The organism is Dactylosporangium sp. CS-033363, from assembly GCF_050942475.1.
Lineage (GTDB): Bacteria > Actinomycetota > Actinomycetes > Mycobacteriales > Micromonosporaceae > Dactylosporangium.
Genome location: NZ_CP192032.1, coordinates 4,103,617 through 4,128,578 on the forward strand (window position 1 = coordinate 4,103,617; position 24,962 = coordinate 4,128,578).

Consider the following 24,962-nt stretch of genomic DNA (forward strand, 5'->3'; position numbering starts at 1 on the left):
CGGCACACCCGCGAGACCACCGAGCGGGTGTGCCCGCTGCCGATCGTGCTCGGCCGGGGCGGCGGCACCGCGGGAGGCTCGGGCGGCGGCACCGCGCCGGCTGTGGTCGCCCTTGACGACCGGGACGTCTCCCGCCGCCACGCCCGGCTGGAATTCGACGGGGACCGGCTCGTGCTGACCGACCTCGGCAGCACCAACGGCACCTTCGTGAACGACGTCCGGGTCACCCGGCACGTGCTGGAAGCGGGCGACCGGCTGCGCATCGGACGGTACGAGCTGGCCTTCTGGTTCGTGGATCCCGACGTCACGGCACTCATGGACGCGGGCCAGCTCACCACGCTGCACCCCGTGGGGCGGCCCAGCATCGCGGCCCGGCGGGTCATCGAGGCGGCCGAGGCGCACAACCGGCAGGCCGGGCACGAGCTGGACGGGTTCCTGTCGCTGGAGCACGGGTTCCTGCCGGTCGAGCCGCCGCTGACCGCGTTCCCGGAGTCGCACCGGCCCTGGGACGAGATGACCGACCGGCTGCCCGAGCTGTTCCGGCGGCTCGGGCTGCGGCGGGCCTTCGACGCGCTGCCGGTCCTCGACGCGCGGCCCGAGGCGCTGCCCGACAAGTACCTCCTGCGCGCCTCCACACTGCTCGGCGTGTTCGCGCACGCGTACCAGTACATGGCCATCGACCCGCCCGCCGCGCTGCCCGACGCGCTGCTGCGGCCGTGGCAGACGGTCTCGAAGCGGCTCGGCAAGCAGCAGCCCGCGGTGTCCTACATCGACCTGTTCTTCTACAACTGGCGGCTGCGCGATCCGGCCGGGCCACGCGCCCTGGCGAACCTGGATCTGCTCGTGCCGACCTGGAACAACGCCGCCGAGCGGGTCTTCTACCTCGTCACCACCGAGTTCGCGATGGGACTCACGCCCGTCCTGCGCGCGATGGTCGAGGCGCAGGAGGCGGTGGTCGCCGACGATCCGCAGGCGGTCGAGCGGGCCCTGCTGGTCGTGCTCGAGCGCCTGCAGCACGTGACCCAGGTCGTGTACCCCCAGATCGACCCCAACCCCCGCGCCCGCAACCCGCTCGACCAGGTGCTGTGGGCCAAGACCGTCGGCACCGCCGGCGTCCCGATCTTCGACGGCGCGCCGAGCCCGAGCGGCACCGCCCAGCCCCAGGTCCACGCGATCGACGCGTTCCTGGAGCGGCGCGACTACGGCTCGCTCGTCGGGCAGCAGAGCACCTACCTGGCCGGGTACTTCCCGCGGCACTGGCAGGAGCTCGTCGCCGCGCTGCGGGAGGTGTCGGTCCGCCAGTACATCGAGCAGACCCGCAACACGACCCTGCGCGGCGTGTACAACGCGGTCCTCGACGCCTACGTCGGCGACCGGGGCTGGATGGGCCTGCACCGGATCAAGGCGTACGGGTTCCTGGAGGTGTCGTTCAAGGTCGGCCGGCAGGTGACCACCGGCGCGCGGTTCACCGGCCTGTTCAAGGACCGCACGTGGGACAAGGTCGACGGCGAGCTGGCCGTGGTCCGCGACGAGCGCCGCCCGCCGGTCGGGCCGCCGGTGGTGTTCGGCACCGCCCGCCGCGGCCGGGTCGTCACCGGCGACTCCGGCCGGTGGACCTGCTACCTCGACCTCGACGTCACCGGGCAGGGCGTGCACCACCAGCCCGGCGACCGCGTCGGGGTGCTGGCCGAGCACGATGACGAGCTTGTCCGCCGTACCGTGGCGGCGTTGCAGGCGACCGGCGACGAACTCGTCGGCCTCACCCCGCGCTGGCGGGCCGCCGTCGCCTGCCGGGCCGGCTTCGGCGAGGTCGACGTGCTGCCGCTGCGCACCCTGCTCCGCTTCGCGCGGCTCCGCCCGATCGGCCGGGACGTGGCCAAGCGGCTCGTCCGGCTCACCGCGGTCGGCTCCTGGCAGCGCGTCGTCGACGCGCGCATGGAGGACCAGTGGGAGCTGTGGGACGTGCTGAACCTGCTGTACGCGGGCGGCTACGACGTCACCCGGCTGTGGAAGGCCGGCCCGGGGGAGCCCGACGCGTTCTGCGCGCTCGTGCCGCCCGAACCGTTCCGCCTGTACTCGATCGCCTCCGCCCCGCCGCCCGGCAAACCCGCGACCACGCTGCGGCTGGTGGTGGCCGGCCTGGAGTACACGTCGGCCCGCACCCCGTGGTCGTACCCGCGCCCGCGCCAGGGCACCGCCTCGCACTTCCTGCGCCGCGCCGCCGCCGAGGGCCGCAAGCGGATCCCGCTGCAGATCGTGCCCACGCCCCGGTTCCGGCTGCCCGCCGACCCGGACGTGCCGGTCGTCATGTTCGCGGCCGGCTCCGGCATCGCCCCGTTCCTCGGCTTCCTGGCCGGCCGCGAGCGCCACCTCTATCTCGGCATCCGCACCCCCGCCGAGTTCGTCGAGCACGAGGTCCTCGACGCCGCTGCGGCCGACGGGCGGCTCCGGCTGGAGGTCGCGTTCTCGCGCGCCGACAAGTCCGTCGCCTTCGACGGCAAGACCCACACCGTGGTCGACGGTCACCGCCGGCGCGTCGACGCCATGATGCAAACCGACGCGGTTGTACTGCGTGAGCTCCTCCGCCCGGTCGAGGACGGCGGCCGCGGCGCGCACGTCTACATCTGCGGCAGCGCCCCGTTCGCCGCCGCCGTGGTCCGCGCCCTGACCGAGATCGCGCCGGGCGACGGCCGCGAGTTCATCCGCCGCCTCGTGGCGGAGGGGCGGCTGGGGGAGGACGTCTTCACGACGTACCTCGGCCACGCCCAGCAGGGCCCCCGCTTCGACGTGTCGGACCTGGCCCGGCACAACACCGACGGGGCCGGCCACTGGATGGCGATCGGCGGCGCCGTCTTCGACGTGACCGAGTTCGTCCACCTGCACATCGGCGGCCCGCACATCGTGCGCAACCACACCGGGCTGGACGCCACCGCCGCCTACCGCAAGGTGCTCCACCACGCGCACGCGGAGATCGACGCCCAGCTGGCCATGTACCAGATCGGCCACCTGCGCCGGCTGTCCTTCGGCTCGCGCTGGGGCGTGGTCCTGACCGAGGCCGGTCTGCGGGCGCTGCCCCTCGAGGAGCTGTTCCGCACCTGGGTCCGGTTCGTCTACCTGCTGGTCGGCATGGAGAACGCGCTCACCGCCGACTACGGCTTCACCGCGGCCGTGACCACGCTGGGCGAGGACCCGGCGGAGCTGACCCCGTTCAAGGCCCAGTACGTCCTGGAGGCGCACCGTCGCTTCCTGGTCAGCTACCTGGACGGCCTGCTGCAGGACGACCTGCGCGTGCTGTGGCAGTACACGGTCGGCTTCTGCGACCCGAACCAGGACGTGCGCGCCTACGACACCGACGTGGCCGCGCTGGACGGCTCGTTCGTGCGCGGTTCGCTCACCGCCGCCAAGGAGCTGCTGCTCGCAGATGTCTCGCACCGCCAGGTGACCGCGCTGTGCCACGCGTACGCGGACGCTGACGTGCGGTTGCTGCGCGAGCTGAAGGAGGCGGTGCTCGAAGGGGTGCAAGCGTTCGAGCGGTTCGAGGCCGACGTGGTCGAACGCGCGGGTTCGGTGCTGCTCGCCTCGGTGCGCTCCGCGCTTGCCGCGGTCGGTGCCTATTTCACGCAGTTGGGTGACATGACCCGCGCTCAGGGGATCACGGCGAGCGACGGCACGGAACCCGCGATCCCACCCGACCGCGGCCTCCCGGGGCACGGCGGGCCGCTGGCGCTGCGAGACTGATCGGCATGTCGTACGACGTCGCCGCCTTGCGCAGTCAGTTTCCGGCTCTTTCCACTGGGATCGCCTATTTCGACGGTCCTGGGGGGACGCAGACGCCCTCGGCGGTCGGCGCGGCGATCGCTTCTGCCCTGACCGGGCCGCTGTCCAACCGGGGGCGGACCTCGCGCTCCCAGCGCAACGCCGATGATGCGGTGACGGCGTTTCGTTCGGCGTACGCCGACCTGCTCGGCGTGCCCGCCGGCGGGGTGGTGTACGGGCGGAGTGCCACGCAGCTTACGTATGACTTTTCGCGGGCCCTGGCCAAGCAGTGGCAGCCGGGGGATGAGGTGGTGGTGTCGCGGCTCGACCACGACTGCAACGTCCGTCCCTGGGTGCAGGCGGCGGAGGGGGCCGGGGCGACCGTGCGCTGGATCGACTTCGACCCTGTGACGTCGGAGGTGGACCCGGCTTCGGTTGAGGCCGCGATCACCGATCGGACGCGGCTGGTCGCCGTCACGGGCGCGTCGAACCTGATCGGCACCCGGCCGCCGGTGCGGTTGATCGCCGACCGCGCGCATGCCGTGGGCGCCCTGGTCTACGTCGACGGTGTGCATCTGGCCGCGCATGCGCTGATCGACGTGCCTGCTCTGGGGGCGGATCTGTTCGTGTGCTCGCCGTACAAGCTGCTGGGGCCGCATTGTGGTGTCCTTGGCGCGGATCCTTCGCTGCTTGCTTCGTTGTGGCCGGACAAGCTGCTGCCGGCGACGGACGACGTGCCGGAGCGGTTCGAGCTGGGCACCCTGCCGTACGAGATCATGGCCGGTGCTACGGCTGCCGTCGACTTTCTCGCTGCGCTTGCGCCGGGTGCTTCTGCTGGGCGGCGTGAGCGGTTGCGGGCTTCGTGGGAGGCGATCGAGGTACACGAGACGCGGCTTCTGGCTCTGCTTGAGTCGGGGATCGCCGCGCTTGGCGGGGATGCGGTCGTGCATTCGCGCGCGGCCTCGCGGACGCCGACGCTGCTGGTCACGCTGCCGGGCCGCCGGACGTGGGACGCCTTCGAGTTTTTGGCGGCGCGGGACGTGCTGGCGCCGGCGGGGTCGTTCTACGCCTACGAGCCGTTCCGCCGGCTGGCCGTGCCGGACGAGTACGGTCTGCGGCTGGGGCTGGCGCCGTACACCGACGAGAACGACATCGCGCGGGCGGTCGACGGGCTGCGGGACTTCCTGCTCACCCCCGGCTGATCCCACCGTCCTCGCCGCCGGCCGCGCATCGCGTCCTGAACGAATCGGTCGTGCGATGGATTCCACCGATCCTGGCTGCCGAGGGCGAGGCCGGTTCTAGAGTGACGGCAGGATTCGCGGCGTGGGGAGGAGTCCGGGGTGAGCCTCGGCCTGCTGGCCCTGATCTCCGTGGTCGGGCTGCTCGGTCCGCTGCTGGCCCTGCCGCGCCGCTGGGGGCTGCCCGTCATCCTCGGTGAGCTGCTCGCCGGGGTCGCGCTCGGGCCGACCGGTGCCGGGGTCCTGCACACGGAGGAGCCGACGTTCGCGTTCCTGGCCAACGTCGGGTTCGCGCTGGTCATGTTCGTCGCCGGATCCCATGTGCCGATCCGGGACCCGGCCATGCGCACCGCGCTGCCGATGGGAGCGTTGCGGGCCGGGCTCGTGGCCGTCGCGTCGGTGCCCGTGGCGTTCGTGATCGCTCGGGGGTTCGGGACCGGGCACGTCGCGCTGTACGTGGTGCTGCTCGCGTCCTCGTCGGCCGCGCTGATTCTGCCGATCGTCGACGCCTCCGGGCTCGGCGGGCCTTCCGTCCTGGCGTTGCTGCCGCAGGTCGCGCTGGCCGATGCGCTCTGCATCATCGCGCTGCCGCTCGCCATCGATCCGGGGCGGGCCGGGCGGTCCGCGATCGGGGCCGCGGTCCTGGTCGGCTGTTCGATCCTGCTGTACCTCGGGCTGCGGCTGGTCGAGCGGCACGGCTGGCGCAAGCGGCTGCATCGGCTGTCCGAGCGGCGGAAGTTCGCGCTCGAGCTGCGGATCAACCTCGCGCTGCTGTTCGGGCTCGCCGCCGTCGCGCAGGCCGCCCGGGTTTCGGTGATGCTCGCCGGGTTCGGCTTCGGGCTCGCCGTCGCCGCCGTCGGGGAGCCCCGGCGGCTCGCGAAGCAGTTGTTCGCGGTCACCGAGGGGTTCATCGGGCCGGTGTTCTTCGTCTGGCTCGGGGCCTCGCTTGACGTGCGGGCGCTCGGGGCGCGGCCCGCGCTCATCGGGCTCGGGGTCGCGCTCGGGGTTGGGGCCGCCGTCACCCATTTCGCGCCGCTCGTCACCGGGCAGCCGATCGCCCTGGCCGGGTTGGCGGCGGCTCAGGTCGGCGTGCCCGTCGCGGCGGCCACGCTCGGCAGTGAGGAGCACCTCCTGGCGCCCGGCGAACCCGCGGCCCTCGTGCTCGGCGCCATCGTGACCATGGCCGTCGCGACCATTGCCGCGTCCCGGGCCGCCCGGGCCACGCCCGCCGCCCCAGAAACGTGAAATCGGCCCCGTCGCCGCATCCCCGCCCTAAAAACGTGAAGCCGGCCCCGTTGCCGCATCCGCGCCCCAGAAACGTGAAGCTGGCCCGGTCGCCGCATCCCCGCCCTAAAAACGTGAAGGCGGCCCCGTCTCCGCATCCGCGCCCCAGAAACGTGGAGCCGGCCCCGACGCCGTGTCCTGGGCTGCGACCGTGCTGGAGACGTGAAACCGGCCCCGCCGCCGCGACCGGGCTGGAGATGTGAACTGGGCCCCGCCGCCGCATCTCCGGCCGCGATGCGCCGAAAACGTGAAACCGGCCCCGCCGCCACCCCCTGTGCCGCGCCGGAGACGTGAAACCGGCGCCGCCGTCGCGTCCTGTGCCGCGTCGGAGACGTGAACCGGCCCCGCCGCGGCGAGCGACGGGGCCGGCGTCACGTAAGAACTACGCGATGGCGCAGCTCACCGAGGACGGCGCGGTGCCGCTCGCGGTGAAGCCGTAGGTCGTGGTGGCGCCGCCGCCCACGGTGCCGTTGTACGTCTCGTTGCGCACCGTCACCGGGTTGGTGGACGTCACGCGGCCGTTCCATAGGTTGCTGATCGTGGCGCTCGCGCCCGACCAGGTGGTGGTCCAGCCCGAGATGGACGACGAGCCCGTGTTGCGCACGGTCACCTCGCCCTGGAAGCCGCCCTGCCAGCTGTTCGTCGTGCGGTAGGTGGCGGAGCAACCCGCGGAGCCGCCGCCGCCCGGCGTGGTCGGGCCGCCGCCACCCGGAGTGGTGGGACCGCCGCCACCGCCGCCGTTGACCGAGGCGGAGAAGGCGGTCACGGCGAGGCCCTGGCCGCCGATCCACGGCTCGAAGCCGGCCTGGATGCTGGTGAGGTACCAGGAGTTGGTGGCCTTGCCGCGGGAGATGACGTCGTTGATGAAGGCCTTGACGTCGAAGTTCCAGCTGGAGATGGCCGACGGCGCGACGTACGAAACCACGTCGTTGCCGCCGTTGTTGCCCTGCCAGACCTCCCACGAGCGGCCGGCGATGTTGCCGGTGCCGACCCGGGAGCCGACCGGCTGGATCGAGCCCTGCCGGTTGAACCACACCATGATCTCGGTCGCGTTGACGCCGTTGGTCTTCGGCGTCGGGTCGAGCCAGATGTCGTAGGCGGCGTCGAACGTGCCGCCGACATAGCTGTACGAGATGCTGGTGTTCGCCGAGCTGATCGCACTGATCTGCATCGGCAGGTTGGTGCCCGGCGAGCAGTTGCTGTAGTGGCAGCCGATGTAGATCGCCGGGTACGACGCCGGCGCCCCGTTCGTCGGCTTGTTCGCATTGATCTGGGTGATCGAGAAGCCGCTGCCGGTCACGTTGATGCACTGCTGGGCGCTGTTGCCCCAGTTGTTGTTCATGACGACATAGCGGCCGCCGATCGTGGTCGACCCGTACTGCTCACAGATCTGGGTGTCGGCACTCGCCGGCGATGCGGCACTCATCACCGCCACCACGCCCGCGGCGAACAGGCCGGCCGCCGCGATGACGCGCAGCGCTTTGCCCATGGGTTCCCTCCTTGCGTGCGGAAACACTCCTGGACGCGGACGCTAGGCAACCTCGCGGAATGGGGCGACACGACGGCGTGACATTTACCGTCGTCGCTGCTCAGAGCACTTCAGGGAATGTGAAACGTACATAACCGAACATGCATACTCGCCGCTGCGGCGGGTAGGCGGGACGGGTATGAGCGAGCCGGGTACGTTCTTCGGGCAGCCGCGCGTGCTCGCCAACCTGTTCGGGGTCGAGCTGTGGGAACGGTTCTCGTTCTACGGCATGCAGGGCATCCTGCTGATCTACCTCTACTACTCGGCGGCCCGCGGCGGCCTGGGCATCGACGAGGACACGGCGACCAGCATCGTCGGGGCGTACGGCGGCGCGGTCTATCTCTCCACGATCCTGGGGGCCTGGGTGGCCGACCGGCTGCTCGGCCCGGAGCGGGTGCTCTTCGCCGCCGCGGTGCTCGTGATGGCCGGGCACATCTCCCTCGCCCTGCTGCCGGGGCTGGCCGGAGTCGCGGTCGGGCTGGTGCTCATCGCGATCGGCAGCGGCGGCGTGAAAGCCAACGCCACCTCGCTCGTCGGCACGCTCTACGCCGAGGACGATCCGCGCCGCGACGCCGGCTTCTCGCTGTTCTACCTCGGCATCAATTTGGGCGCGCTGGTCGGGCCGCTGCTCACCGGGCTGCTGCAGCAGGAGGCCGGATTCCACTGGGGCTTCGGGCTGGCGGCGCTGGGGATGGCGATCGGGCTCGTGCAGTACACCATCGGCAGGAAAAAGCTCAGTGGACCGGCGCGCGAGGTGCCCAATCCGCTGCCGCCCGGGCGCCGTTGGCTGGTGGCCGCCGTCGCGCTCGCCGTCGTCGCCGTGATCGCGGTGGTCGTCGCCACCGGCCTGCTGCCCGCGAGCCGGCTCGCGACCGCGGTCGTCGTCGTGAGCGCCGTTGCCGCGGCGGCCTATTTCACCGTCATCCTCAGCAGCCGTTCGATTACCGGCCTCGAGCGTCAACGGATGTTGGGTTTCCTGCCGATGTTCCTCGCGAGCACCGTGTTCTGGTCGTTGTACCAGCAGCAGTTCACGGTCGTCACGATCTACTCGGACCAGCGCCTGGACCGCGACCTGTTCGGCTGGGAGATGCCGGTCTCCTGGGTGCAGTCGATCAACCCGGTCTTCATCATCGTGCTGTCGGGCGCGTTCGCGGCGCTGTGGACCCGCCTCGGCGACCGCCAGCCCTCGACGCCCGTCAAATTCGCCGCCGGTACCGCACTGATGGGCGCCGCCTTCCTGCTGTTCCTGCCCCTCGCGGGCGGCGGCCCCAACAGCGCGCCGCTGCTCGCCCTGGCCGGCATCCTGCTCGTGTTCACGGTCGCCGAGCTGCTGCTCTCCCCGGTCGGGTTGTCGCTGGCCACGAAGGTCGCGCCGGCGGCGTTCCGCACCCAGACGGTCGCGCTGTTCTTCCTGTCCGTGGCGCTGGGCACGGCGCTGTCCGGGGTGCTCGCCCGCTACTACAGCGCCGAGCGCGAGGTCGCGTACTTCGGCATCCTCGGCGCCACCGCCCTGTTCTTCGGCGCGCTGCTGGCCGCGCTCACGCCCCTGGTCCGGCGCCTGCTCAGCGGCGTACGCTGAAGACAATGAGGCTCGTCAATGTCGTCGGTTTCGCGCTGGTCGCCGTGCTGCTGACCGGCGGGTGCTCGCGCGGGCGGGCCGACCCGGCGCCGACGTCGACCGCCGCCCCGTCGAAGGCCGTGCCGCGGCTGCGGGCCGGCGCGCAGGTCGAGCTGACCGCCGCGGTGTCCCAGGTGTTCGGCGCGCACGCGTTCCTCATCGCGGACGTGGACCTGCCGCCGTCCGGGCAGCTCGTCGTGTCCGACGCGGCGGTGACCGTCGCGGTGGACGACCTGGTGGCCGTGTCCGGGCTGGTCCGGCAGCTCGACCGGGCGGCGCTGGCGCGGTACGGGGCCGAGGACCCGATCGGCCTGGCCGTCGTGGCCTCGTCGGTGCGCAACCTGGCGTCGTGACGCCGCCGGGCCGAGCGGTGCACGACCTCGCGCCGGTTACGCTGCCGGGCCGGGCGGGTGCGCAACTCGGTGCGCCACCTAGCGTCGTGACGCCGCCGGGCCGCCGCCGGGCCGAGCGGTGTGCGACCTGGCGTCGTGACGCCGCCGGGCCGCCGCCGGGCCGCCGCCGGGCCGCCGCCGGGCCGGGCGGTGCGCGACCTCGCGTCGGTGACGCCGCCGGGCCAACCTGGTGCGCGACCTAGCGTCGTGACGCCGCCGGCCGGGCGGTGCGCGCGCTCCACCGGCCGTCGCGGTGCTCGACCTCGATCTCGTGCCGGAACGCCGCGGAGATGTTCGCGCTGGTGAGCACCTCGGTCGCCGGTCCGGAAGCGAGCACCCGGCCGCCGGCCAGGATCAGGGCGTGCGTGGTGGTCTCCGGCAGCTCCTCCAGGTGGTGCGTGACCAGCACGGACGTGAGCCCCGGATGGGTGCGCGGCAGCATGGCGATCGTGTCCAGCAATTGCTCGCGCGCGGCCACGTCGAGGCCGGTCGACGGCTCGTCGAGCAGCAGCAGCCGCGGCCCGGCGATCAGGGCCCGCGCGATGAGGGTCCGCCCGCGCTCGCCCTGCGACAGCGTCGGCCACCGGTCGTCGATCCGCGGGCCCAGGCCCAGCAGGTCGATGAGCTCGTGCGCGCGGGCCCGCTCGGCGGCGGTCGGTTCCCAGCGGTTGGGTGTTTCCACGGTACCGGTAATGCCCGTCAGCACCACCTGCCCGACCGTCAGCGGCGATCGCAGCGGGTGGCGCGGATTCACGTGCCCGATCTGGCGGCGCAGCGCCTGCAGCTCGACCCGCCCCAGCTCATGGCCGAGCACGTGCACGGAGCCGGTCGTCGGGTGGGTCACCGCGCCGCAGAACCCGAGCACCGTGCTCTTGCCGGCGCCGTTCGGCCCGAGCATCGCCCAGTGCTCGCCCGCCTCGACGGTGAAATCCACGCCGTGCAGGATTTCCTTGCCCTCGCGCCGGAACGTGACCCGGTGCAGCCGCAGGACGCTCACATCGTTCCCTTCACGCCGTCGATGAGCCCGTAGGACGCGGCGACGGCTCCGTCCGCGTCCCCGTCCCGGATCGCCCGCGCGATGGCCGCGTGCGCGTCGCGCACCGAGGGGTCCTCGGGGAAGACGGCGGTGTCCTCAATGGACTGTTGAATCGCGCCCGCCACGGCGTCGTACAGTCGCAGCAGCAATGGATTCCCGCTGGCGACCACGACCCCGCGATGGAATTCGGCGTCCGCGGCCACGTACCCGGCCCGGTCGCGCGCCTCGTGGGCGGCGGCCCGGGCGGCAAGGGCCGCGTCGAGCGCGCGGATGGCGTCGGGGGTCGCCTGGCGGGCGGCGAGCCGGGCGGCGGCCGCCTCCAGCCCGGCGCGCACGTCGAGCACGGGGGTGAGTGCGGCGGCCACCTCGTCGCGCACGAGCACGCCGGTGATCTCGTCCGTGGCACGCACATAGGTGCCGTCGCCGATGCGCGGTTCGAGCAGGCCGGTGACGCTGAGCGCGCGGAGGGCCTCGCGGACGGTACCCCGGCTGACCCCGAGCTCCTCGGCCAGCTGATGCTCCCCGGGGATCTTCCGGCCGACCGGCCAGCTCCCCGAGCGGATGAGCGTCCGGAACTGCTCGGCCACCTGCATGACCAGGGGCGCCTGGCGGACGGGACTGCGCAACGACACGCCAAGATCTTATGCAGATGTCCGACATTTGTACAGCGGCGCGCGGGGCGGTGGAAATGATCGATCTGTTGGATGCTTGTTGCGTGACGACGGTCATCGATCTTGACGAGCGGCCCGCCGAGGACCCCGAACAACCGCGGCCCGTCCGCCACCGCCGCTGGTGGGCCGCGGCGATCCTGCTGGTGCCGTTGCTGATCGGCGGCTCGAGCGCGGCGCCGCTGCGGGATCCGGTGGCGATCCTGCCCGGCGACCGGATCAGCGGCATCGCCGGGGACACGTCCACGATGTACGTGATGTCGGCCGCAACCGTCGCCGCGTACCGCATGCCGGACGGCGCCCGCACGTGGTCGACCCCGGTCCCGGAGGGCACCCATCTCGTGCACACGGACGCGACGCGGGTGGTCGTGGCGACCCAGGGCGAGCCGGTGCTGATCGGGCTCGACGCCGGTACCGGCGCGGAGGTCTGGCGCCAGACCGGCTACATGCCGGCCGTCTACGGCTGCACCTGCGCCGACGGCGTCGTGGTCGCGCAGCACGTCGCGCCCGGCGTCGCCACGGCCGACATCGCCGGCCTCGACCCGGGCACCGGCGCCGCACGCTGGACCCTCGCCCCGCCCCCGGGCGGCGTGCAGCGGCTCGTGTTCACCGGCGACCTGCGCGTCCAGGTGGCCGTACTCGACGCCGACGGCACGCTGCGGCTGCACCGCGCCGACACCGGCGCGGTCGTGCGGACCGTCAAGCTCGACAACCCCGGGCCCGTCAACGAGTTCGCGATGTCCGGCGACCGGCTGCTCGCCTACCGCGTCGGCGACGCGACCGTCCTGGACGGCACGGTGTTCGACCTGGCGACCGGGAAGCGGCTGTTCGAGCGCAAGGCCCCGTACCTGGTCTGGTGCGGGCCGATGCTGTGCGCCGGCGACCAGGAGGGGCCGACGCAGGTGTTCGACCGCGACACCGGCGGGCAACGGTGGCAGCTGGCCGGGAGTCCGGCCGGGATCCGCCTGACCGGGCAGTACCTCATGGAGCCGCCCGGCACCGTCGGTATCCGCATCTACGAGCCCGCGACCGGCCGGCTCGTGACCCAGCTCGACGGCTGGACCCCGGTCGGCGCCCTGGACGAGCCCAGCCTGCTCGTCGTCGGCCACGACCCCAGGAGCACCGCGCCGCTGCTCGGCGTCTTCGACCCGGCGACCGGCCGGGCGACGGTGCTCGGCCGGGCCGACGCCAAGGCCGATCCGCAGGAGTGCTTCATCGCCGGGGCGCTGCTGGCGTGCCGGTTGGACGCGAGCCGGGCCGGGGTGTGGGAGGTGCCGGCCTGACCCTGCGGGGTGGGGTTTACCCCCGGCGCATTCGGGGGTCCGGGGTACCGATTTCGGCGCCCGATTTTTGAACGATCGTAGACATGACCGTCGCTGCCACGAAGTCCGTCCGCGATCCGTTCATCGATCTGCTCCGGGTGCTCTCGATGGGCGTGGTGCTGGGCATGCACTGGCTCACGCCGCTCATCACCGCGCCGGGCGGGCAGATCCGGGTCGAGATCCTGCCCAGCGGGCCGTTCGCCTGGATCGCGAGCTGGTGCATCCAGGTCATGCCGGTCATCTTCCTGGCCGGCGGGGTGGCCAACACCGCGGTCGCCGGGGCGTACCGGGGGCGGTACGCGCAGTACCTCGCGGTGCGCGGCGCGCGGCTGGTCGCGCCGGCCGTCGTCCTCGTCGGCGTCGTCGCGCTGATGGCGAGCGCGGCCGGCGGGCTCGGACACCCGTCGATCGGCCGCGCGGTGAGCCTGTCGGCGATGAAGCCGCTGTGGTTCCTCGCGGTGTACCTCGGCGTGCTCGCGCTCGCCCCGGCGATGGTGGCGGCCCAGCGGCGCTTCGGCTGGGGCGTGCCGGCGGCGCTGGCGGCGGCCGCGCTGGGCGTCGACGCGGTGCGCTTCGCCGGGCACGAGTGGGCCGCGGTGCTCAACTACGCGTTCGTCTGGCTGTTCGCGCACCAGCTCGGCATCGCCTACGCCCTCGGCGCGGTGCGCTCGGCGCGGCCCGGGACGCTCGCCGCGGTCGGCCTCGGCGGGGTGGCCGCGTGCGTGGGGATGGTGGCGCTCGGGCCGTACCCACCCTCGATGATCGGCCTCAGTGACGTGCCGGTGTCGAATCTCGCGCCGCCCACCGGCGCCCTGGTCGCGCTGGCGGTGGCCCAGCTCGCCGCGATCACCTGGCTGGGGCGGCGCTTCGGCCCGGCCCTGCGCACCGAGCGCCGGCGGCGCATGCTCGACGAGGCCGGCAAGCCGCTGATGACCGTCTACCTCTGGCATCTGCCCGCGATGGTACTGCTCGTCGGCGCCGGACTCGTCGCGCCCGCCCTCCTCCCGGAAGCCGGTCCACAGTGGTGGCTCGTCCGTCCACTGTGGCTGGTCGGCTGCGTGGCGATCCTCGTGGGTCTCGTCCGGGTGTTCCACCGCTTCGAGTCGGTGCGGCTGCCCGCGCTCGGCACCCGGGCCCGACCGGCGACGGCGCTGGCCGGCGTCGCGCTCGCCGCGGCCTGCATCGCGTGGGCCTGGCAGCACGGCGCGGCCCTCGACGGCGGCCTCGTCGGCCTGGTCTGCTCGCTCGGACTGCTCGCCTACGCTCAGGTCCCAGCGAAAAACCCCGGCGGCCAGGTGCCGACGGACAACTCCGGCGCTCAGGTCCCGGCGAAGGAGCCGGTGAAGGCCGCCTCGAAGGACTCCGCGCTCATCGGCCGGCCGAAGTGATAGCCCTGGGCGAGGCGGTACCCGGCCGCGTGGAGACGCTCGGCCTGCTCCGCGGTCTCCACGCCCTCGGCCACCGCGTCGATGCCGAAGTCGGTCGTGAAGCCGATGAGGTTCTTGACGATGACCGCGCCCGCGCTTCCGGCCGCCGCCCCGCTGACGAATGACTTGTCCACCTTCAACACGTCGACCGGGCAGTTCAGCAGCAGGCTCAGCGAGGAGTGCCCGGTGCCGAAGTCGTCCAGCGCGACCCGCAGCCCCAGGTCCTTGAGCCGGCGCAGCTGGTCGGCGGCGATCTCGGTGTTGAGCACCGCGGTCTCCGTCACCTCCAGGATCAGCCCGGCCGGGTCGGCGCCGGTCTCGCGCACGATGCCGACGACCGTGTCCACGAAGCCCGGGTCGGCGAGCTGGCGGGCCGAGACGTTGACGCTGATCCGGGGCCCGTTCTCCCCGTGGGTGTACCGCCAGTCGGCGAGCTGCCGGCACGCCCGCCGAAGCACCCACGTGCCGATCTCGTCGATCGCCCCACTGCGCTCGGCGAGCGGGATGAACACGTCCGGCGGCACGAGCCCGCGCGTCGGGTGCTGCCAGCGCAGCAGCGCCTCCGCTCCGGCCGGGCGGCCCGAGGGCAGTTCCACGATCGGCTGGTACAGCAGGAACAACTGCTCGTCGCGCAGCGCCGTGCGCAGGTCGTCGGAGAGCCGGGCGGCCTCGGCCCCGGCGAGGTCCATGCCCGGGTCGAACCACTGCCAGTGCCGCCCGCCGGAGCCCTTGGCCGCGTACATGGCGACGTCGGCCCGGCGCAGCAGCTCGGCCGGGTCGTCGCCGGGGCGTGCGTCGGTGACGCCCATGCTCACGCCGGCGGTGACGACGGTGCCGTCGAGGTCGGCCGGCTCCTGGACCGCCGCCACCACGTCGGCGAGGAGGAGCTCGACGTCGTCGGCGTCGTGCAGTACCAACGCGAATTCGTCACCGCCGAGGCGCACGACGGTGCCGTGGTCGCCGACCGTCGCCGCGAGGCGGGTGCTGGTGGTGGTGATGAGCCGGTCCCCGACGTGGTGCCCGAGCCGGTCGTTGACGAGCTTGAAGTCGTCGAGGTCGAGCAGCGCGACCCGGAACCGGCGGTCCTCGGCCAGCAGGCGCTGGGTGTGCTCCTCGAACAGGATCCGGTTGCCCGCGTCGGTCAGCGCGTCGTGGGTCGCCTGGTGGGTGAGCCGGTCCTGGTAGCGGTGCAGCTCGCGGAGCTGGGTGTCGACGGTGGCCAGCAGCCGCTGGTTGTCGCGCAGCGCGATGATCTGCCGGACGATGACCAGGCCGGTCAGCGCGACCGCGACCGCCTCCATCGCCCGGACCTCGCCGGGCTGGTCGGTGCCGGTGGCCAGCAGCAGCCCGTCGGCCCCGGCGACGGCCAGGAACGGCACGATGCTGATCCGGCGCCTGCGCGGCTTCTCGGCCGGCCGGTCGCCGGCGCGGTGCTGGCTGGTCGCGGCCAGGTGGATGGCCAGGGCCGCGAGCGGCACCGAGATGAGGCTCGTGGACAGGTACGGCCGGGACACCAGCAGCGGCGTCAGGCTGCCGAACCCGGCGCTGACCGCGGCCCCGCCGGCCAGGATGCGCAGGGCGCGCCGGTCGAGCCGGCCGGCCCCGGCGAACGCGACCTTCACGAACGTCGCCACGGACACGAACGCGACCAGGCTGATCGAGAGCATCGCCCCGGCGTTGCCGGTCTGCCCGACCCAGGCCCGGTGGTCGCGGAGCATGAAGTGCCACAGCACCGCGCTGACCGTGATCAGCACCACGCACGCGTCGATGCCGAAGCGGATCCAGTCGCTGCGGCTGCGCTGCCACGACGGCAGCCGCAGGAGCGCGAACAGCACGGTCCCGAGCACGGACAGGTACCCGGCGAGGGTGAACGGCCCGACCTTCTGCGACGGCTCCGCGCCGCCCGTGGCGTCCACGGCGTTGGCGATCGTGCCGAGGGAGAGCAGTACCGAGGCGATGCTCAGATGCCGCCAGAACCGCCGGGTCGCCTGGTCGAGGTCGGCGCGCCGCCCCGCCGTCCAGCACGCGTAGGCGGCGAGCAGCGAGATCGCGGGCAGCGGCAACCAGCCGATGACCGGTTGGCTCCACACGTGCCCGATGCCGACGACCACCCACGCCGCACTCGCGGCGACCATCGCTGCGGCGGCGGTCAGCGACGCCTGGTGTACACCACGAGTTCGCACCACGCCCTGACGTCGGCCGCTCGGCCCGGAACTTGAGCCCTCAAGCGTTGCGGTCGAGGACGTGCCGGCTCCACGCCCGGATGGCGTCGGTCTGCGCGGGGGTGAGGGCGTCGAAGAAGTACCGCCGGATGTTCTCGGCGTGCCCCAGGATGGCGTCTCGGACCGCGTCGCGCCCCTTGGCGGTGAGCCCGATCCCGGCACGGCGGCCGCCGGGTTCGTGCGCGCTGCGCTCGACGAGCTCGCGCTGCTCCATGCGGGTCAGCTGGTGGGCGACGCGGCTCTTCTCCCAGTCGAGTTTCTCGGCCAGTTCCCCGACGCGGAGCTGGCCGCCCTGGGCCTGGTGCAGGGTGACGAGCACGCTGAACTCGGCCTTGGAGATGCCGTGGTCGCGCTGCAGTCCCCGGTCGAGCTCGCGGGCGAGCAGGCGCTGGGCCTGCATCCACTCGTTCCAGAGCTCCCACTCGTCGGGCCGCAGGTCCATGTGCGTAGCCTAGCGCAGAGTTGACGCATCAACTCCGGCGCCTCTAGAGTTGACGCGTCAACTCACGAAGGAGGTCGGACCATGCATCGTGTGCTCGTGGTGGGCGGCGGCTACGGCGGGTCACTCGTCGCCAAGTCCCTCGACACCTTGGCGGACGTCACGTTGATCGATCCCCGCGAGGGCTTCGTCAACGCGGCGGCGTCACTGCGCGCCCTGACCCGCCCGGACTTCGCCCCGAACGCGTTCTTCCCGTTCGCATCGCTGCTCGCCCGGGGACGGGTGGTGCGCGACCGCGCGCTGTCGGTGGACCCGGGCGGCGTGACGCTCACTTCGGGTGCGCGCATGGACGCTGATTTCGTGGTGCTGGCCACCGGTTCGAACTACCCGTTCCCGGCGAAGCCGGTGTCGACGGGCATCGCGGAGCAGCTGGACGACCTGCGCGCGACGCACAAGGAGCTGGCCGGGGCGGGCCGCGTGCTGATCGTGGGCGCCGGCCCGGTGGGCCTGGAGCTGGCCGGCGAGATCAAGGAGGTCTGGCCGGACAAGTCGGTCCTCGTCGTGGACCGGGGCCCGCAGCTGCTGCCCGGCTTCCTCCCGGAGGTGCGTGCAGCACTGCACCGCCAGTTGGACGCGCTCGGCATCGAACTCCGCCTCGGTACCGTCCTGCCCGCACTCCCGGCGATCGAGCCCGGGCGCTGCGGACCGGTCGGGGTGCTCGCCGCGGACATCTGGTTCCGCGCCTTCGGCGTCCAGGTGAACACCGACTACCTGCGCGACGGCCGGTTGACGCCGCTGAGCCCTCAGGCGACGGTCCCGGTGACCGAACGGCTGAACGTGCGCGGATACGAGCACGTGTACGCCCTCGGCGACATCGTCGACCTGCCGGATCCGAAGATGGCCTCGTACGCGCAGACCCACGCCGAGGTCATCGTGCGCAACCTCGCCGCCCAGCTGGCCGGCGAGCAGCCGGAAGCGGTGTACGTGCCTCCGGTGGAGCGCCGGATTCTCCTGCCGCTGGGAACGCGCGCCGGCGTCGGCCAGCTCCCGACGCCGGCCGGGGTCGCGGCGGCGGATTTCGCGACGGTCTACGAGCGCAAGGGCCGCGACCTGTTCACCGCACGGTTCGCCGAGCGCTTCACGGTCTAGAACTCAGCCAAATGTCCGGCGTCCGACAAGCCGCCCGCTTCACGCGAATCCGGCCGCCGTCAACCATTGGGTGAGCTCGACCTCGCGGGAGCCCGGCACCGGTTGCGCGCCCTCCACCAGCCGGGTCAGCGGCCACACCGGAACGCCATCGCCGCCGTCGTAGGCCGTCCACGTCCACGGCCCGTCGAATCGCCAGGCCCGCCCCGCCGCGTCGGCCACGTCGTCGCCCGGGGTCAGGTACGCGAAGGGGCGGAAGAGCAGCTCCAGTACCAGCGGAATGCCGTCGTCCAGGTCCACGCTCGTGCCCTGGAACTCCAGGGTCGGATCGGCGGCCACCCCGGCGGGCAGCACGAGCAGGCTCCGGGTCGGTCGCGGCAGATAGCCCGTCTCCCGGTCCGCGTCGTACTCGTCCACCTCGACCACATGCACGACCCGGGGCGGGATGCCCACCCGGCAGGCGTCACCCGGGCGGAGGTCGCGGGCCGGCGGCTCGGTCGCGTACAGCTCCCGCGGATCGTTCCGCGCCAGCGCCACCTCGCCGTTCCAGCGCACCCCGACCGAGTCCGGATCGACCCGCCACCAGGGCCAGCGCAGCGACACGTCCCAGCGGTCCACCCCGCTGACGGTCGCGGGCGTGAACGGGCACGAGATCCGCAGGACGTCGCCCGGGCGGTACTCCATGCGCGGCAGCGTACTTGCCGGCCGTGGTGCGTTCCCGCTGGCCGGTTTCGCCGTCGTCCCGGCCTCGTCGTACGCCGCGCTGGGCTGCGGCCGCCCCCGGCCCGGTGAGTGGGGTGCGTTGTGGTGGGCGCGGCGCGGCTCTAGCTCACCGGGGCGATGTGGGCGGCCAGGATGCGCCACTGCCCGGCGCTGTCACGAACCCAGGTCCGGGTGTACCGCAGCCGCGCCGAAAAAGCCCCGCCCGCGTAGGTGCCGGCGACGGTGCCCAGGAAGAACGTCACCCCCGCGTCGCCCGAGTGCAGGGCGTGCAGGGACTCCTCGACGAGGCTCGTGATGACCGAGGTGCCGTCGCGGTACGCCGACAGGTCCTCGTCCTTCGTGTGTTCGCCGCCCTCCGGGCCGATGGCGATCAGGCGGTCGTCCAGCAGTTCGTCGAGCGCGGCCAGGTCGCCCGTGCGCTGGGCGGCCTGCAGGCGGCGGTCGGCGGCCAGGAGTTCGGCGAGCACATCGTCGGTCATGTTCCCAAACTACTGGTGACGTGGGACGAGGTGTGCGCGACCAGCACCGGGCAGGCCGCGTGCCGCAGGACGCCGTCCACCACCGACTCGCCGTTCGCGCAGCCGGTGCCGACGACCAGCAGGCCCGCCCACTGGGACGCGACCGCCAGGGCCTGCACGGCGTCGCCCGGCTCGCTGCGGACCTCGACCTCGACCACCGGGTACTCGGCCTTCCAGCGGGCCGCGGCCTCGTCGAGGGCGGCCTGGACGGCCAGTTGCTCGGCGTGCAGGTCGCCGCCGCGGTCCGCGCCCGGGTGCCACAGGTCGGGGTGCGTCCAGGCCTGGACGATGACGAGGTGGACGCCGCGGGCGGCGGCCTCCTCGAAGGCCAGGCGCAGGGCGCGGCGGGACGCTTCGGAGTCGTCGAAGCCGGTCACGACCGGGGCGCTCAGCGGCAGCGTCGCGTCCGGAGCCGCCCAGCGGTCGGCCGCGTGCACGATGAGGACCGGCGCCTCGGCCCGGTCGGCCAGGGCCTGGCTCACCGGGCCCATCGCCTGGTCCTCGCCCGGTTCGGTACCGCGGCCGCCGACCACCAGGAGCCGCGCGTCCCGGGCCAGCTCGCGCAGCACCTCGACCGGGTCGCCGGAGAGGGTCTGGGCCTCGGCGGCGATCCCGCAGCGCCAGCGCCGGGCCTCCTCCGCCGCCAGGTCGGCGATGCCGGCTCCCTCCGGGTCGACCGCGACCACCAGGAGTGTGCGGCCGCTGCGGCCGGCCTCGTCCGCGGCCCACCGCAGGGCGCCCATGCTGTGTGCCGAGCCGTCGACGCCCACGACGACCGGGCCATATCGGTAGGTCATTGCCGTGCTCCTTTCTGAGCTGTCCCCATCTCCGATGCTGCCCCTCCGCGGGGCGAGGGTTCAGGGCCGATCGGCACGCGACACTGAGAACCATGGCGACGATGACCGCGTGGCAGGTCCACGCGCCCGGGCCGATCGGCGGGCATCCGCTGCGCCGGGTCGAGAAGCCGGTGCCCGAACCCGGCCCCGGCGAGGTGCTCGTCCGCGTCCGGGCGTGTGCCGTCTGCCGGACCGACCTGCACCTGGCCGAGGGCGACCTGGCCCCGAAACGGCCGGACACCACGCCCGGGCACGAGGTCGTCGGGACGGTCGAGGCGCTCGGCGACGGGGTGAGCGACCCGCCGGTCGGGACCCGGGTCGGCGTGGCGTGGCTGCGGTGGACGTGCGGCACATGCCGGTACTGCCGGCGCGGCGCCGAGAACCTGTGCCCGTACTCGCGCTACACGGGCTGGGACGCGGACGGCGGCTACGCGCAGTACTGCACCGCCCCGGCCGGCTACGTCTACCGGCTGCCCGAGGGCTACGGCGACGAGGAGGTCGCGCCGCTGCTGTGCGCGGGCATCATCGGCTACCGGGCCCTGCGCCGCAGCGACCTGCCGGAGGGTGGGCGGCTGGGGCTGTACGGCTTCGGGGCCTCGGCCCATCTCGCCTGCCAGGTCGCGGTCGCGCAGGGTGCCACCGTGCACGTGGTCACCCGCTCGCCGGCCGCCCGGGAGCTCGCCCTGTCGCTCGGCGCCGCCTCGGCCGATGCCACCGCGCCGCCGGAGCCGCTCGACTCGGCGATCCTGTTCGCGCCGGTCGGCACGCTGGTGCCGCCGATGCTGGCCGCGCTGGACCGGGGCGGCACGCTCGCCATCGCCGGCATCCACCTGACCGACATCCCGTCGCTCAACTACGAGGAGCACCTGTTCCAGGAGCGGACCATGCGCAGCGTCACCGCGAACACGCGCGGGGACGGGCGCGAGTTCCTGGAGATCGCCGAGCGGCACCGGCTGCGGGTGACGGTCACGCCGTACCCGCTCGACGCGGCCGAGGACGCCCTGGCCGATCTGGCCGCCGATCGCGTGACCGGCGCCGCCGTACTCCGAATGTAGTCATCGCACGACGGCGACGGGGCAGGCGGCGTGCTGGATGGCGATCTGGCTGACCGAGCCGAGCAGCAGGCCCCGGAAGCCGCCGCGGCCGCGGGAGCCGACCACGAGCAGCTCGGCGCCCGCGGACCGCTCGGTGAGCCGCTCGGCCGCGCCGCCGCGCACGAGGTCCTGGCGGAAGTCGACGTCGGGGTACTTCCCGGTCCACCCCGCGGTCGACTCCGCGAGGGTGCGCCGTTCCAAGTCCTCGAGATCGTCGCGGTGAGAAGGGAGATCGGGGTCGTAGGCGAGCACGGCGGTCAGACCGATGCCGCGGTACGACGCCTGCTCGAACGCGAACTGCAGCGCCCGATCGGCGTCGTGCGAGCCGTCGACCCCGATGACCACCCGCCCGGCCTCGGACCCGGGTGGTCGGTCGGCCTCCCGGACGATGACGACCGGGCACGAGGCGTGGGCGGCGAGCTCGATGCTCACCGAGCCCAGCAGCAGCCCGGCGAAGCCGCCCCGGCCCCGGTTGCCGACCACGAGCGTGTCGGCCCGCTCGGACGCGCGCAGGAGCGGCTGGGCCGGCGATTCGATCTGGATACTCGTCGTCAGCCGTACTCCGGGCGCGACCGCCTGCGCCCGCTCCGACGCCTCCGAGATGATCGCGTTGGCCGCCTCGTGCATGCCCCGCTCCAGCTGGGCGAGGGCCTGGGCGGCGATCGGCGCGTACACCGGCAGCCGTGTGAACGTGTGCGCGATGTGCAGCGGCCGCCCGCGCCGGGACGCGTCGGCGGCCGCCCAGACGACGGCCTGCAGGCTCTCGCGGGAGCCGTCGACGCCGACGACGACACTGTGTTCTGGAATCATCGCGACGCCCTACCCCCTGTTCGGCATTGAACGCACGGAGGCCCCGGGACGCTGGGGGGTCGCGTCCCGGGGCCTCGCGCTCGTGCGTGTGCAGCCTGTTCAGATCAGCCAGCGGTTCTTCTGCACCAGGGGCAGCTTGGCCCAGAGCCTGCCCAGCCCCCAGGTCTGCCCGGCGTAGGCGGCGGCGCTGACGATCATGACGATGGCGTAGACCACGTGGTAGTCGACGATCGGGTTCGACGAGCCGCTCGCGAGCGGGTACTCGGCGAGCCACATGAACGCCATGAGCACGGTGCCCGAGACGGCGGCGATGCGCAGGCCGATGCCGGCGATCAGGGCGATGCCGATGCCGAGCAGGCCGAGCATGAAGCCCCAGTTGGCGTACCAGGTGCCGGCGATGGTGTGGAAGAAGCCCTGCAGCGGTCCGACGTCGACCGAGCTGAGGAAGCCCTTGGTCGGCGACCCGCCGTGGATCCACGCCTTGGCCGACGGGGTGGCGTAGCCGAGGCCGAACGCCTTGTCGAGGAACGCCCAGAGGAAGACGAACCCGGTGGCGTACCGCAGCACCGCCAGACCCCGCGCCGCGGCCTTGGTGAGCATGCTCCCGGGCGCCTCGACGTGCTCGAGCCGGCCCGCCTGCTGGATGTTGGTGGCGCTCATCTTCGGCCTCCTGTGCCGTGTTCCTCGTTGACACATTCATCGTGGCCCCTCGCGGCGCCGCGCACCTGTGCCGGACCGCCCGATCAGCCCGGGCCGAAAGTCCCGGGCCGGAGCAGGCCCCCGGGGTCGTACCGGTCCCACGCCGCCGCCACCCGCGCGCCGGTCCGGCCGGGATAGGCGCGCGCGAAGGCCGAGCGGTCCCGGGCGCTCTCGAAGTTCACGTACGCCCCGTCGGCGCTCCCGGCCAGGCCCCGCCACTGCGACTCCAGCGCCGCGCGGCCCTCGGGCGGGAACACCGAGGCGAGCACGAGCACGTTCTGGTGCCGGTGCGCGTAGGCCGTCGCATCGGCCGCCACGTCGTTGACCGCGCCGCCGACCGAGCGCAGCTGCACCAGCGACCGTCCGGAGTGGACGAGCCCCATGACCGCCTCGGCCGGCAGCCGGGTGAACAGGCCGTTGGTGAGCGTCACCGGCTGCTGGCCGACGTTCGGGTGCTTGTGCGCCGGGGACACCAGCGCCGGATAGGGCACCACGTCGACCCGGCTGTCCAGCAGCGGCCCGAGCTCGCGCATCGGCTGCAGGATCTTCCGCACCCGCCCGGCGTTGCCGTCCGCGACCACGGCCGTCACCTGCACGACCGCCGACCCGCCGGCGCGGAACACGGTGACCGCGGTGCTGAGCTCGCGCGGCGCACCCTCCACAGTGGACGCCCAGCGGCGCAGCACGCCGCCGTCCCGGTCGGCCGCGAACACGAACTGGCCCATGCCGACGTCGCGCACGCGGGCCGCGGTGATCTCGAACGCGGTGACGATCCCGGCCCCGGCGCCCGCGCCGCGCACCGTCCACAGCAGCTCCGGGTCGTGCTCGGCGTCGGCCCGGGCCAGGCGGCCGTCGGCGAGCACGACGTCGGCCGCCCGGACGTGGTCGATCGTAAGGCCGTACGAGCGCACCAGCCAGCCGATGCCGCCGCCGGTGACGAGCCCGCCGACGCCGACGTTGCCGTGGTCGCCGGCGCTGATCGCCAGGCCGTGCCGGCCCAGCACCGCGGCCACGTCGGCCCAGCGCGCGCCGGCGCCGACCCGCACGAGCCCGGCGTCGCGGTCCAGCACGGTGACCTCGTCCATGGCGGACAGGTCGACGACCAGGCCGCCGTCGTTCGTGGAGGTGCCCGCCAGGCCGTGCCCGCCGCTGCGGACCGCGACCGCCAGGCCGTGCTCGCGGGCGTGGGCGAGCGCGCCGGCGACCTCGGTGGCGGTGCGGGGCAGCGCGATTCCGGCCGGCGTCCCGCGTTTCGTGTACGTCGAGCGCAGCGCGGAGTACCGCCGGTCGCCCGGTCCGACGATCATCGTCCGGCCTCCACGGCCGCGCGCACGGCCGGGACGACCTCGGCCGCGAACCGGTCCAGCTGCCGCTGCGGCGCGTCGGTCGGCCAGAACACGAACGTGTCGAAGCCGAGCTCCAGGGCCCACTCGGTGAGGTGCGCGGCGTCGGCGAGCGGCCCGATGACGTTGTAGACGCGCCGCACGTCGCGCGGTTGCCGGCCCGCGGCGAGGGCGGCCTCGTCGATGGCCCGTTGCTTGGCGGGCACCTCGGCGGGCGGCACGTAGATGTTCAGCGGCGAGATCCAGCCGTCGCTCAGCGCCCCGGTCACCGCCAGCATGCGCGGGCCCTGGCTGCCCAGCCACAGCGGGACGGGCCGCGGTGGCAGGGGGCCGCCGTCGTACCCCTCGATCGCATGCTGCCCCGACGCCAGCCGGACGCCCCGCCCGGCCAGCGCGGCGCGCATGATCTGCAGGGCCTCCGCGGTGTACGTCACCATGTCCCCACGCGATCGCCGCGCCCCGCCCATCGCCGCGATCGCGTCCGTGCTGGCCCCGCCGCCGACGCCGAGGGTCAACCGCCCGCCGGTGAGCACCGACAGCGACGCCGCCGCCTTGGCGAGCATCGCGGGCGGCCGCAGCTGCAGGTCGGCGACGTCGGTGAGGAACGTGACGGTCTCGGTCTGCGCCGCGAGGTGGCTGATGAGCGTCCAGGCGTCGAGGTGGCCGGGCTGGTAGGGGTGGTCCTGCACCGCGAGGTACTCGAGGCCGTGGGCCTGGGCGGCCCGGGCGAGGCGGCGGGTCTCCGGCAGCCGATCGGCCGCCGGGTCCAGGCTCAGCCCGAAGGTGATCGGGTGTCCGTAGTCGGTCATGCGCTCCACGATGCGACCGCGAAGTACCGTGGCCAAACTGCTGGTGAGTTACTA

Annotated in this window: 21 protein-coding genes; 9 read left to right on the top strand and 12 right to left on the bottom strand. The window is 73.3% G+C overall.

The genetic code is table 11. The features are described from left to right. Window positions 1–27 precede the first annotated feature (27 nt). From ACQPZ4_RS19045 to ACQPZ4_RS19055, 3 genes are all read left to right on the top strand, one after another. Window positions 28–3,738 (top strand): FHA domain-containing protein, encoded by a 3,711-nt coding sequence (locus ACQPZ4_RS19045; protein ID WP_433062676.1) that lies wholly within the window; start codon window positions 28–30, stop codon window positions 3,736–3,738. 5 nt (window positions 3,739–3,743) lie between these two features. Further along, window positions 3,744–4,958, top strand: coding sequence for a cysteine desulfurase-like protein (locus ACQPZ4_RS19050; protein WP_433062679.1), 1,215 nt, complete (start codon window positions 3,744–3,746; stop codon window positions 4,956–4,958). Window positions 4,959–5,096: 138 nt separating this feature from the next. Further along, window positions 5,097–6,239, top strand: a complete 1,143-nt coding sequence (locus ACQPZ4_RS19055) for a cation:proton antiporter (protein WP_433062682.1) — start codon at window positions 5,097–5,099, stop codon at window positions 6,237–6,239. Between the two features lie 421 nt (window positions 6,240–6,660). On the opposite strand, the gene ACQPZ4_RS19060 is transcribed toward ACQPZ4_RS19055, so the two are convergent. Continuing rightward, window positions 6,661–7,767 (bottom strand): GH12 family glycosyl hydrolase domain-containing protein, encoded by a 1,107-nt coding sequence (locus ACQPZ4_RS19060; protein WP_433062685.1) that lies wholly within the window; start codon window positions 7,765–7,767, stop codon window positions 6,661–6,663. Window positions 7,768–7,945: 178 nt separating this feature from the next. Here ACQPZ4_RS19060 and ACQPZ4_RS19065 point away from each other — a divergent pair, with 178 nt between their 5' ends. Then, complete coding sequence (locus ACQPZ4_RS19065; RefSeq protein WP_433062688.1) at window positions 7,946–9,385, top strand: peptide MFS transporter; 1,440 nt, start codon at window positions 7,946–7,948, stop codon at window positions 9,383–9,385. 5 nt (window positions 9,386–9,390) lie between these two features. Then, window positions 9,391–9,777 carry a hypothetical protein gene (locus tag ACQPZ4_RS19070; protein WP_433062691.1) on the top strand — a complete coding sequence of 129 codons (387 nt, stop codon included), beginning with the start codon at window positions 9,391–9,393 and terminating at the stop codon, window positions 9,775–9,777. 238 nt (window positions 9,778–10,015) lie between these two features. Here ACQPZ4_RS19070 and ACQPZ4_RS19075 read toward each other — a convergent pair whose 3' ends face one another. Next, on the bottom strand, window positions 10,016–10,813 hold the full coding sequence (locus ACQPZ4_RS19075) for an ABC transporter ATP-binding protein (protein ID WP_433062694.1): 798 nt from the start codon (window positions 10,811–10,813) through the stop codon (window positions 10,016–10,018). Then, entirely contained in the window at window positions 10,810–11,484 is a 675-nt protein-coding gene (locus ACQPZ4_RS19080; RefSeq protein ID WP_433062697.1) for a FadR/GntR family transcriptional regulator, read from the bottom strand. The genes ACQPZ4_RS19075 and ACQPZ4_RS19080 overlap by 4 nt, the downstream gene beginning before the upstream one ends. 83 nt (window positions 11,485–11,567) lie before the next feature. Here ACQPZ4_RS19080 and ACQPZ4_RS19085 point away from each other — a divergent pair, with 83 nt between their 5' ends. After that, window positions 11,568–12,803, top strand: coding sequence for a WD40 repeat domain-containing protein (locus ACQPZ4_RS19085; RefSeq protein ID WP_433062699.1), 1,236 nt, complete (start codon window positions 11,568–11,570; stop codon window positions 12,801–12,803). 83 nt (window positions 12,804–12,886) lie between these two features. Continuing rightward, the gene (locus ACQPZ4_RS19090; protein ID WP_433062702.1) at window positions 12,887–14,230 is read left to right on the top strand and encodes an acyltransferase family protein; all 1,344 of its coding nucleotides are present in this window, start codon (window positions 12,887–12,889) and stop codon (window positions 14,228–14,230) included. Here the strand turns inward: ACQPZ4_RS19090 and ACQPZ4_RS19095 are convergent. Both ACQPZ4_RS19095 and ACQPZ4_RS19100 read right to left on the bottom strand, forming a co-directional pair. After that, on the bottom strand, window positions 14,161–16,455 hold the full coding sequence (locus tag ACQPZ4_RS19095; RefSeq protein WP_433062704.1) for a putative bifunctional diguanylate cyclase/phosphodiesterase: 2,295 nt from the start codon (window positions 16,453–16,455) through the stop codon (window positions 14,161–14,163). The genes ACQPZ4_RS19090 and ACQPZ4_RS19095 overlap by 70 nt on opposite strands. A gap of 37 nt (window positions 16,456–16,492) precedes the next feature. Continuing rightward, window positions 16,493–16,933 carry a MarR family winged helix-turn-helix transcriptional regulator gene (locus ACQPZ4_RS19100; protein WP_433062707.1) on the bottom strand — a complete coding sequence of 147 codons (441 nt, stop codon included), beginning with the start codon at window positions 16,931–16,933 and terminating at the stop codon, window positions 16,493–16,495. Between the two features lie 81 nt (window positions 16,934–17,014). Between ACQPZ4_RS19100 and ACQPZ4_RS19105 the strand changes: the two genes are divergently transcribed. Next, window positions 17,015–18,079: an NAD(P)/FAD-dependent oxidoreductase gene (locus ACQPZ4_RS19105; protein ID WP_433062710.1), complete on the top strand. Its 1,065-nt coding sequence runs from the start codon at window positions 17,015–17,017 to the stop codon at window positions 18,077–18,079. Window positions 18,080–18,118: 39 nt separating this feature from the next. On the opposite strand, the gene ACQPZ4_RS19110 is transcribed toward ACQPZ4_RS19105, so the two are convergent. The 3 genes from ACQPZ4_RS19110 to ACQPZ4_RS19120 all read right to left on the bottom strand — a co-directional run bounded on the left by ACQPZ4_RS19110 (window position 18,119) and on the right by ACQPZ4_RS19120 (window position 20,114). Then, window positions 18,119–18,760, bottom strand: coding sequence for a hypothetical protein (locus ACQPZ4_RS19110; RefSeq protein ID WP_433062713.1), 642 nt, complete (start codon window positions 18,758–18,760; stop codon window positions 18,119–18,121). Between the two features lie 140 nt (window positions 18,761–18,900). Continuing rightward, window positions 18,901–19,278, bottom strand: a complete 378-nt coding sequence (locus ACQPZ4_RS19115; protein WP_433062715.1) for a nuclear transport factor 2 family protein — start codon at window positions 19,276–19,278, stop codon at window positions 18,901–18,903. Beyond that, the gene (locus tag ACQPZ4_RS19120; RefSeq protein WP_433062718.1) at window positions 19,275–20,114 is read right to left on the bottom strand and encodes a universal stress protein; all 840 of its coding nucleotides are present in this window, start codon (window positions 20,112–20,114) and stop codon (window positions 19,275–19,277) included. Before ACQPZ4_RS19120 ends, ACQPZ4_RS19115 begins: the two co-directional genes overlap by 4 nt. 92 nt (window positions 20,115–20,206) lie before the next feature. Between ACQPZ4_RS19120 and ACQPZ4_RS19125 the strand changes: the two genes are divergently transcribed. Further along, window positions 20,207–21,208, top strand: a complete 1,002-nt coding sequence (locus ACQPZ4_RS19125; protein WP_433062721.1) for a zinc-dependent alcohol dehydrogenase family protein — start codon at window positions 20,207–20,209, stop codon at window positions 21,206–21,208. On the opposite strand, the gene ACQPZ4_RS19130 is transcribed toward ACQPZ4_RS19125, so the two are convergent. The 4 genes from ACQPZ4_RS19130 to ACQPZ4_RS19145 all read right to left on the bottom strand — a co-directional run bounded on the left by ACQPZ4_RS19130 (window position 21,209) and on the right by ACQPZ4_RS19145 (window position 24,908). Then, window positions 21,209–22,057, bottom strand: coding sequence for a universal stress protein (locus ACQPZ4_RS19130; RefSeq protein WP_433062724.1), 849 nt, complete (start codon window positions 22,055–22,057; stop codon window positions 21,209–21,211). Between the two features lie 99 nt (window positions 22,058–22,156). Next, on the bottom strand, window positions 22,157–22,717 hold the full coding sequence (locus tag ACQPZ4_RS19135) for a hypothetical protein (RefSeq protein WP_433062726.1): 561 nt from the start codon (window positions 22,715–22,717) through the stop codon (window positions 22,157–22,159). 83 nt (window positions 22,718–22,800) lie between these two features. Continuing rightward, complete coding sequence (locus tag ACQPZ4_RS19140) at window positions 22,801–24,063, bottom strand: FAD-binding oxidoreductase (RefSeq protein ID WP_433062729.1); 1,263 nt, start codon at window positions 24,061–24,063, stop codon at window positions 22,801–22,803. Beyond that, complete coding sequence (locus ACQPZ4_RS19145; RefSeq protein WP_433062732.1) at window positions 24,060–24,908, bottom strand: LLM class flavin-dependent oxidoreductase; 849 nt, start codon at window positions 24,906–24,908, stop codon at window positions 24,060–24,062. Before ACQPZ4_RS19145 ends, ACQPZ4_RS19140 begins: the two co-directional genes overlap by 4 nt. Window positions 24,909–24,962: the final 54 nt, after the last annotated feature.

What these genes read in the sequence shown, in the direction of transcription:
- ACQPZ4_RS19050 (WP_433062679.1), top strand. Translation starts at nt 3,744, where the DNA reads ATGTCGTACGACGTCGCCGCCTTGCGCAGTCAGTTTCCGGCTCTTTCC.
- ACQPZ4_RS19060 (WP_433062685.1), bottom strand. Translation starts at nt 7,767, where the DNA reads ATGGGCAAAGCGCTGCGCGTCATCGCGGCGGCCGGCCTGTTCGCCGCG.
- ACQPZ4_RS19065 (WP_433062688.1), top strand. Translation starts at nt 7,946, where the DNA reads ATGAGCGAGCCGGGTACGTTCTTCGGGCAGCCGCGCGTGCTCGCCAAC.
- ACQPZ4_RS19070 (WP_433062691.1), top strand. Translation starts at nt 9,391, where the DNA reads ATGAGGCTCGTCAATGTCGTCGGTTTCGCGCTGGTCGCCGTGCTGCTG.
- ACQPZ4_RS19090 (WP_433062702.1), top strand. Translation starts at nt 12,887, where the DNA reads ATGACCGTCGCTGCCACGAAGTCCGTCCGCGATCCGTTCATCGATCTG.
- ACQPZ4_RS19100 (WP_433062707.1), bottom strand. Translation starts at nt 16,933, where the DNA reads ATGGACCTGCGGCCCGACGAGTGGGAGCTCTGGAACGAGTGGATGCAG.
- ACQPZ4_RS19105 (WP_433062710.1), top strand. Translation starts at nt 17,015, where the DNA reads ATGCATCGTGTGCTCGTGGTGGGCGGCGGCTACGGCGGGTCACTCGTC.
- ACQPZ4_RS19110 (WP_433062713.1), bottom strand. Translation starts at nt 18,760, where the DNA reads ATGGAGTACCGCCCGGGCGACGTCCTGCGGATCTCGTGCCCGTTCACG.
- ACQPZ4_RS19115 (WP_433062715.1), bottom strand. Translation starts at nt 19,278, where the DNA reads ATGACCGACGATGTGCTCGCCGAACTCCTGGCCGCCGACCGCCGCCTG.
- ACQPZ4_RS19120 (WP_433062718.1), bottom strand. Translation starts at nt 20,114, where the DNA reads ATGACCTACCGATATGGCCCGGTCGTCGTGGGCGTCGACGGCTCGGCA.
- ACQPZ4_RS19125 (WP_433062721.1), top strand. Translation starts at nt 20,207, where the DNA reads ATGGCGACGATGACCGCGTGGCAGGTCCACGCGCCCGGGCCGATCGGC.
- ACQPZ4_RS19130 (WP_433062724.1), bottom strand. Translation starts at nt 22,057, where the DNA reads ATGATTCCAGAACACAGTGTCGTCGTCGGCGTCGACGGCTCCCGCGAG.
- ACQPZ4_RS19135 (WP_433062726.1), bottom strand. Translation starts at nt 22,717, where the DNA reads ATGAGCGCCACCAACATCCAGCAGGCGGGCCGGCTCGAGCACGTCGAG.
- ACQPZ4_RS19140 (WP_433062729.1), bottom strand. Translation starts at nt 24,063, where the DNA reads ATGATCGTCGGACCGGGCGACCGGCGGTACTCCGCGCTGCGCTCGACG.
- ACQPZ4_RS19145 (WP_433062732.1), bottom strand. Translation starts at nt 24,908, where the DNA reads ATGACCGACTACGGACACCCGATCACCTTCGGGCTGAGCCTGGACCCG.